This window comes from Algibacter sp. (assembly GCF_049667265.1).
Classification (GTDB): Bacteria; Bacteroidota; Bacteroidia; order Flavobacteriales; family Flavobacteriaceae; genus Algibacter_B.
Genome location: NZ_JBATHX010000356.1, coordinates 1 through 5,725, shown reverse-complemented (window position 1 = coordinate 5,725; position 5,725 = coordinate 1). Strand labels below are relative to the sequence as shown.

The following is a 5,725-nucleotide window of genomic DNA, read 5'->3' as shown; positions in this document are numbered from 1 at the left end:
GTTTATTTTATAGATATTTATGGGACAGAAGGCGTAGTTATGGCACATTTTGTAAGGTATATTTTGTTTTTGTTAGTGGTGCTTTATATTTTGAGAGGAAATTTTTTTGGAAAACAAAAAGCGCTTTAAATTAGAGATTTAGAAATTAAATAGATATGAAAATTTTCTCAAGATTTTTTTTAAATACTTCATAATTATTGCTATTGCATTCCTATTTGATTGTATTTTAAACACTATTTCAGAGTCAGTAATTTGCAATATTATTGAAAATATTTTATTTGCAATCATACTTATTTGTCCACATTTAATTATTACAAATCAGCGATTAAACAAACTTATTTTCATTGTTTTTTATTTAGGCTTTTCTATAAGTATTGGTATTGAAACTATTTATTATTATTTGTTTAAAACCACTTTTAGCTCGTCAGCTATTTTTGTTTTGTTAGATACAAATTCAGAAGAAACAAAAGAGTTTTTAGGATTTTATATTGATAATCAAATAATCTTTTTCCTAATATTAATTCTCATTATAATTCTAATTACATTAATAAATTTAAGGTCTATTGATTTTAAAATTTCAAAGAAATCGAAACCTTTTAAATTAAAGGCTTTTGCTTTTTTTATTGGTCTATTGGTATTTTTAAAATTATCACTATTAATAATTTATAACTTGCCATATATGGCAGTTAGGGCGAGTGTAGAATATTTTTCTGATGCCAAAAAGTTAGACCAATACGCTAAAAATAAAATTGGAAATTTTAATAATGTTTCCAAAAACTTTGATTCAAATGAACAAGAAGTATATGTTATTATTATCGGCGAATCTACCGCGCGAGGACATTTAGGAATTTATGATTATTACAGAAATACCACACCTTTACTTGAAAGTATTAATGATGAGCTTTTAGTTTATAATAATGTTATTAGTCCCGACACATACACTATTGCAACTTTAACTAAAGCATTCACACTTGGTAATTATGAAAATACACAAGCTAAATTTGAGGGTTCCATTATACAATTATTAAATCAAGCGAAATTTAAAACGTATTGGGTTTCAAATCAAAATCCCATTGGAGTTAATGATTCTCATGTAACTAAAATTGGGTTAGGTTCTGATAAATCTTATTTTTTGAACATTAAGCGTGCCCAAGAAAAAACCATTTTTGATGAAGTTTTAGTAAAAAAATTAGATGAAATTTTAAAGGAAGAAGGTCATAAAAAAGTGATTTTTTTACATTCACTTGGTACTCATTTCAATTATAAATACCGTTATCCTGAGAGTTTTAATTTTTTCAATAATGATATTCCAAAAAGTAATTTCAAAAAACAAGTTGTTTACGATGAAATAAACGCTTATGATAATGCTGTTAGGTATACAGACTTTTTTATAAATGAAGTAATAGAAACCACTAGAAAACGTAATGTTAAAAGCTTTGTTTTATATTTTTCAGATCATGGAGAAGAAGTCTATGAAAATAGTGAGTTTTACGGGCATTTTAGAGATGAAAATTTAACCAAAAACCTTTATGAAATCCCAATGGTATTATGGTGTTCTGAAAAATATAAAATTAGTAAAAAGATTTTTCCAAAATTGAACTCAAAATATATGATTGATGACTTATTTCACTCAATTGCTGATTTGGTTGATGTTAAGGCTGATGAAGTTGATTCTACTCGTAGTATATTTAGTGAATATTTTAAAGAAAGAAATAGAATTGTAAGAGATTCTATCGATTATGATGTCTATTTTGAATAATATAACTACTTAAAAAGGTTAAGGTTAATTCTATGAATAAAGTATGTATAGTAGTCACATCATTAGGAAACGGAGGTGTTGAGCGCTTTAGTGCAGTACTTTCTCAAATAATTTCTAAACTAGGATTCGAAGTTCATATTTTAATTACAAAAGATGAAATAAATTATAATTTTTCTGGTCAAATATTTAATCTAGAAAAAGAATTAAAAAAAAGTAAATCGAACTTTGGAAAAATATCAATTTTGAAATCTTATTTTAACTTTCATAGTTTTGATGTTATCATTGATAATCGAACAAGACCAATATTTTTAAAAGAATTTTTTATTTATAATTACGTATTTAAGGCAAAAAAAATAATTTCTGTAGTTCATAGTTATAATTTAAAACAGTATTTACCTAATTCTATTTTTTTAGCTCAAATTCTATACAAAAAAGTAAAAATTGTTGCTGTAAGTAAAGAAATTCAGCGAGCTCTAAAAGCTAAGTACGAGTTTAATTCTTGTGAACAAATTTATAATCCAGCAAATATTGAAAACATCACTAAACAGGCAAATGAAGCAGGTTTAATTAATGATAAGTATATTTTGTTTTATGGGCGTATTGAGGAACGTGTTAAGAATTTAGGCTTGGCTTTAACTGCTTATAAATCTTCTATATTGCCGCAAAAAGGTATTAAATTTTACATAATAGGGGATGGCGTTGATGTTACTTTCTTGATGAAATTAATTAAAGACTTACAATTAGAATCTTTTGTAAATCATATACCATTTTTAGAAAACCCTTTTCCTTATGTTAAAAAGGCTTTTTTTACAACATTAACCAGTAGGCATGAAGGTTTTCCAATGGTGTTAATCGAATCTTTAAGTTGTGGCACCCCTGTTATTTCAGTCGATTGCAAATCTGGCCCCAATGAAATTATTAAACATGGATATAATGGACTATTAGTCGAAAATCATAACGTAGTTGCCTTAGCAAATGCTTTTAATACTTTTGTTGAGGATGAATCACTTTATTTAAAGTGTAAAAAAAATGCTAAAGCTAGTGTTGAAAAATTTTCTACAATGAATATTGCTAAAAAATGGAAAGAATTATTAGATTAATTTAACTGTTGGCAGAAAAATAAAGTCCGTTTTTAACTAAAAAAAGATGACATTGTTTGGCTAATTTCAGTAATGTTTTTGGGCAATTTAAAAGAAGTTTTTGTTTAATATTTAAATTATTATAATTGATTTCTTTTTTTACCCTTTTATAAAGGGCATCTTCATTATTTAATAAACACCTGATTGCTAAAGCATATCTATTAATATCTAAATATAATTTTAATGAAGTATTTGTTTTTTCTTCTTTATTAAAACTTTTTATAAAATCATACCGCATGGAGTTAAATTCATTTGTTGATAAACTATCATCGACATATAACTTATACGACATGGTGATTACAGGATTAAATGCTACGTTATAATTTAATGCAAATCTAATCCATAAATCTAAATCTTCAGCTCCTGAAAATTTTTCCTGAAACCCGCCAATTAAATTAAATTTTTCTTTTGAAAAGCCAACTGCAGATGTCCATGCTACAGGAAGCGTTATACTTGCTAAAAAAAAATCTTTAACTATCAAACAATCATTTTTATACTCAAAGTTTAATTTCGCTGGACGGACTAAATTCTCAGAGAAATAAATTTCGTAGTTATTACAAAACAATCCAGCATCTGGGAAAAGATCTATTTGTTTTTTTAACTCTAATAAATGGTTGGTGTACCATGAGTCATCAGCGTCTAATAAACTAATATATTTGCCTTTGGCTTTTTCAATACCATTGTTTCTTGCCACGGAGGCGCCACTATTTTTTTGCTTAAATAGTGTAAGTCTATCATCTTCAAATTTGGATATAATTTCTAAACTCTTATCTGTACTACCATCATCAATTATTATAATTTCAAAATCTTTAAAAGATTGCTTTAAAACACTATTTAATGTGCTTTCTATATACCCTTCCTTGTTATACAGCGGAATTATTACTGAGAAAAAAGGCATATGTTTTGTCGTATTCATTTCTGATTATTTATTGAAATCATATAAAATAGTTTAAAAACCTGAAAACTATAAACACTTTGAGTTGTATTAGCTAAAAACGCAAAACCTTTTGATAATATTGGAGCTATTGGTTTTAAAAAATAAAATCGATTGGCCTTTTTTAGTAGTGTACTATGGGAATTAAAACTAGGATATTGATTTTTTAAAAAGACTAAGTTTTCAATAGCTTGTTTTGTTTTTTTTATAAATATATTATTAGATTCTAATTCTAAATGGGTAACCGGATTATCAATATGAATAATGGAAATACCATTCGTTTCTAATTCAAAACCAAAAAAAGTATCTTCATGACCGTATGTGTTTATCGTTTCATTAAATGGGATGCGTACTAAAATGTTTTTTGTAACAATAAAATTATTCGTCATAAACCCATTATAAGGTTCCTTCTGTCTATCTAAAGCCTTTGAGTCTTCATATTTTACCCCATAATGATACCTCAAGCATTTTTTTGAGTTGGCAATTAACTTATGCAATCGTCCTCCGCAAATAACAGCTTCTGGGTGTTTTTTTATAGTTTCAATATAAGTTTTTAAAAAATTTTCTGGAATTCCAGAGTCGCCGTCAATAAAGAGAAGATGACTAAATTTTGCTTTTTTGCCTAAAAGATTTCGAATTTTAGCTCTTCCTAAATTCTTGCTTAATTTTTCGAAGCTATAGTTGGGGTTATCAAAATTTTCTAATTCATTTAGAGCAATGCTTGAGGCATCATCAATTACTATTATTTCAGCTTTAGTGGTAAGATTTTCTATTTGTTCGCAAAGCGCCTTAACTGATTCGATGCAGTTAAAGTTATGTACAGGAATACAAATGCTCAATCCAATCATGAATTTGTTTTTTGAATGCTATCCTTTACGCTGCACCACCTCATAAACCTGATTTTCATCACATTTTAAAGTTTTGCTTGGGTATTTAAGTAGCAAAGCATAATCATGAGTTGCCATTAAAATAGTGTTGCCGTTTTTGTTTATGTCTTGAAGCACTTCCATGACTTCAACGCTGGTTTGTGGGTCTAAATTTCCAGTAGGTTCATCTGCAAGAATAAGCTCTGGGTTATTTAACAAAGCCCTTGCAATAGCCACACGTTGTTGTTCGCCACCAGATAGCTCATGCGGAAATTTAAAACCTTTTGTTTTCATGTCCACTTTGCTTAAAACTTCTTCAACCCGCGTTTTCATTTTATCCTTGTCTTTCCAGCCAGTAGCTTTTAAAACAAATATTAGGTTGTCATTAATAGTTCTATCGGTAAGTAATTTAAAATCTTGAAAAACCACACCTAACTTTCGTCGCAAAAAAGGAATCTCTTTTTCTTTTAGGTTTTTCAAATCAAAATCTACAATATGACCTTCGCCTTCAGTTAAAGGTAAATCGCCATAAAGTGTTTTCATAAAACTACTTTTTCCAGTACCCGTTTTTCCAATTAAATATACAAAATCTCCTTTGTTAATTTCTACATTAACATTAGAAAGAACCAAGCTTTCACCTTGAAAAATAGAAGCGTTTTTTAATTGTAAAATTGGATTCGACATAATAGTAAACGAAGATTTTTTTGACTGTTGTAAATGTATTATTTAAAACTTGAAAGTAAAAGCTAAACGTAAAAAGAATAAAAAAAGTCTACAGTCTTCAGTCAACAGTATTCTATCGTCCCTTTTTTCACATGCATTCCAAAAACATAAATTTAGATACTAAAGACTTCATGTAGTTTCAACCAAAACTTCGAGCTTCGTTCTTCGGGCTTCCTCTTCCATCATCCCTTTTTTCACATGCATTCCAAAAACATAAATCTAGATACTAAAGACTTCATGTAGTTTCAACCAAAACTTCCGTCTTCCGTCTTCGGTCTTCCAACTTTCTTTAACATTTAATAAC

The 5,725-nt window shown here is 27.9% G+C and carries 5 protein-coding genes; 2 read left to right on the top strand and 3 right to left on the bottom strand.

Features of this window, described 5'->3' with window-relative positions:
- Positions 1 to 679 precede the first annotated feature (679 nt).
- Complete coding sequence (locus WBN21_RS12580; protein ID WP_424200805.1) at positions 680 to 1,759, top strand: phosphoethanolamine transferase; 1,080 nt, start codon at positions 680 to 682, stop codon at positions 1,757 to 1,759.
- A gap of 32 nt (positions 1,760 to 1,791) precedes the next feature.
- Positions 1,792 to 2,859, top strand: a complete 1,068-nt coding sequence (locus WBN21_RS12575) for a glycosyltransferase (protein ID WP_424200803.1) — start codon at positions 1,792 to 1,794, stop codon at positions 2,857 to 2,859.
- 1 nt (position 2,860) lies between these two features.
- Here the strand turns inward: WBN21_RS12575 and WBN21_RS12570 are convergent, their stop codons facing one another.
- From WBN21_RS12570 to WBN21_RS12560, 3 genes are read right to left on the bottom strand one after another with little or no spacing between them, the layout of a single operon-like run.
- A complete protein-coding gene (locus tag WBN21_RS12570; protein WP_424200801.1) occupies positions 2,861 to 3,814 on the bottom strand; it encodes a glycosyltransferase family 2 protein in 954 nt (317 codons plus the stop codon).
- Positions 3,811 to 4,680, bottom strand: a complete 870-nt coding sequence (locus WBN21_RS12565) for a glycosyltransferase family 2 protein (protein ID WP_424200799.1) — start codon at positions 4,678 to 4,680, stop codon at positions 3,811 to 3,813. The genes WBN21_RS12570 and WBN21_RS12565 overlap by 4 nt, the downstream gene beginning before the upstream one ends.
- A gap of 18 nt (positions 4,681 to 4,698) precedes the next feature.
- A complete protein-coding gene (locus WBN21_RS12560; RefSeq protein WP_424200797.1) occupies positions 4,699 to 5,382 on the bottom strand; it encodes a cell division ATP-binding protein FtsE in 684 nt (227 codons plus the stop codon).
- Positions 5,383 to 5,725 lie beyond the last annotated feature (343 nt).

What these genes read in the sequence shown, in the direction of transcription:
- WBN21_RS12580 (WP_424200805.1), top strand. Translation starts at nt 680, where the DNA reads ATGGCAGTTAGGGCGAGTGTAGAATATTTTTCTGATGCCAAAAAGTTA.
- WBN21_RS12575 (WP_424200803.1), top strand. Translation starts at nt 1,792, where the DNA reads ATGAATAAAGTATGTATAGTAGTCACATCATTAGGAAACGGAGGTGTT.
- WBN21_RS12570 (WP_424200801.1), bottom strand. Translation starts at nt 3,814, where the DNA reads ATGAATACGACAAAACATATGCCTTTTTTCTCAGTAATAATTCCGCTG.
- WBN21_RS12565 (WP_424200799.1), bottom strand. Translation starts at nt 4,680, where the DNA reads ATGATTGGATTGAGCATTTGTATTCCTGTACATAACTTTAACTGCATC.
- WBN21_RS12560 (WP_424200797.1), bottom strand. Translation starts at nt 5,382, where the DNA reads ATGTCGAATCCAATTTTACAATTAAAAAACGCTTCTATTTTTCAAGGT.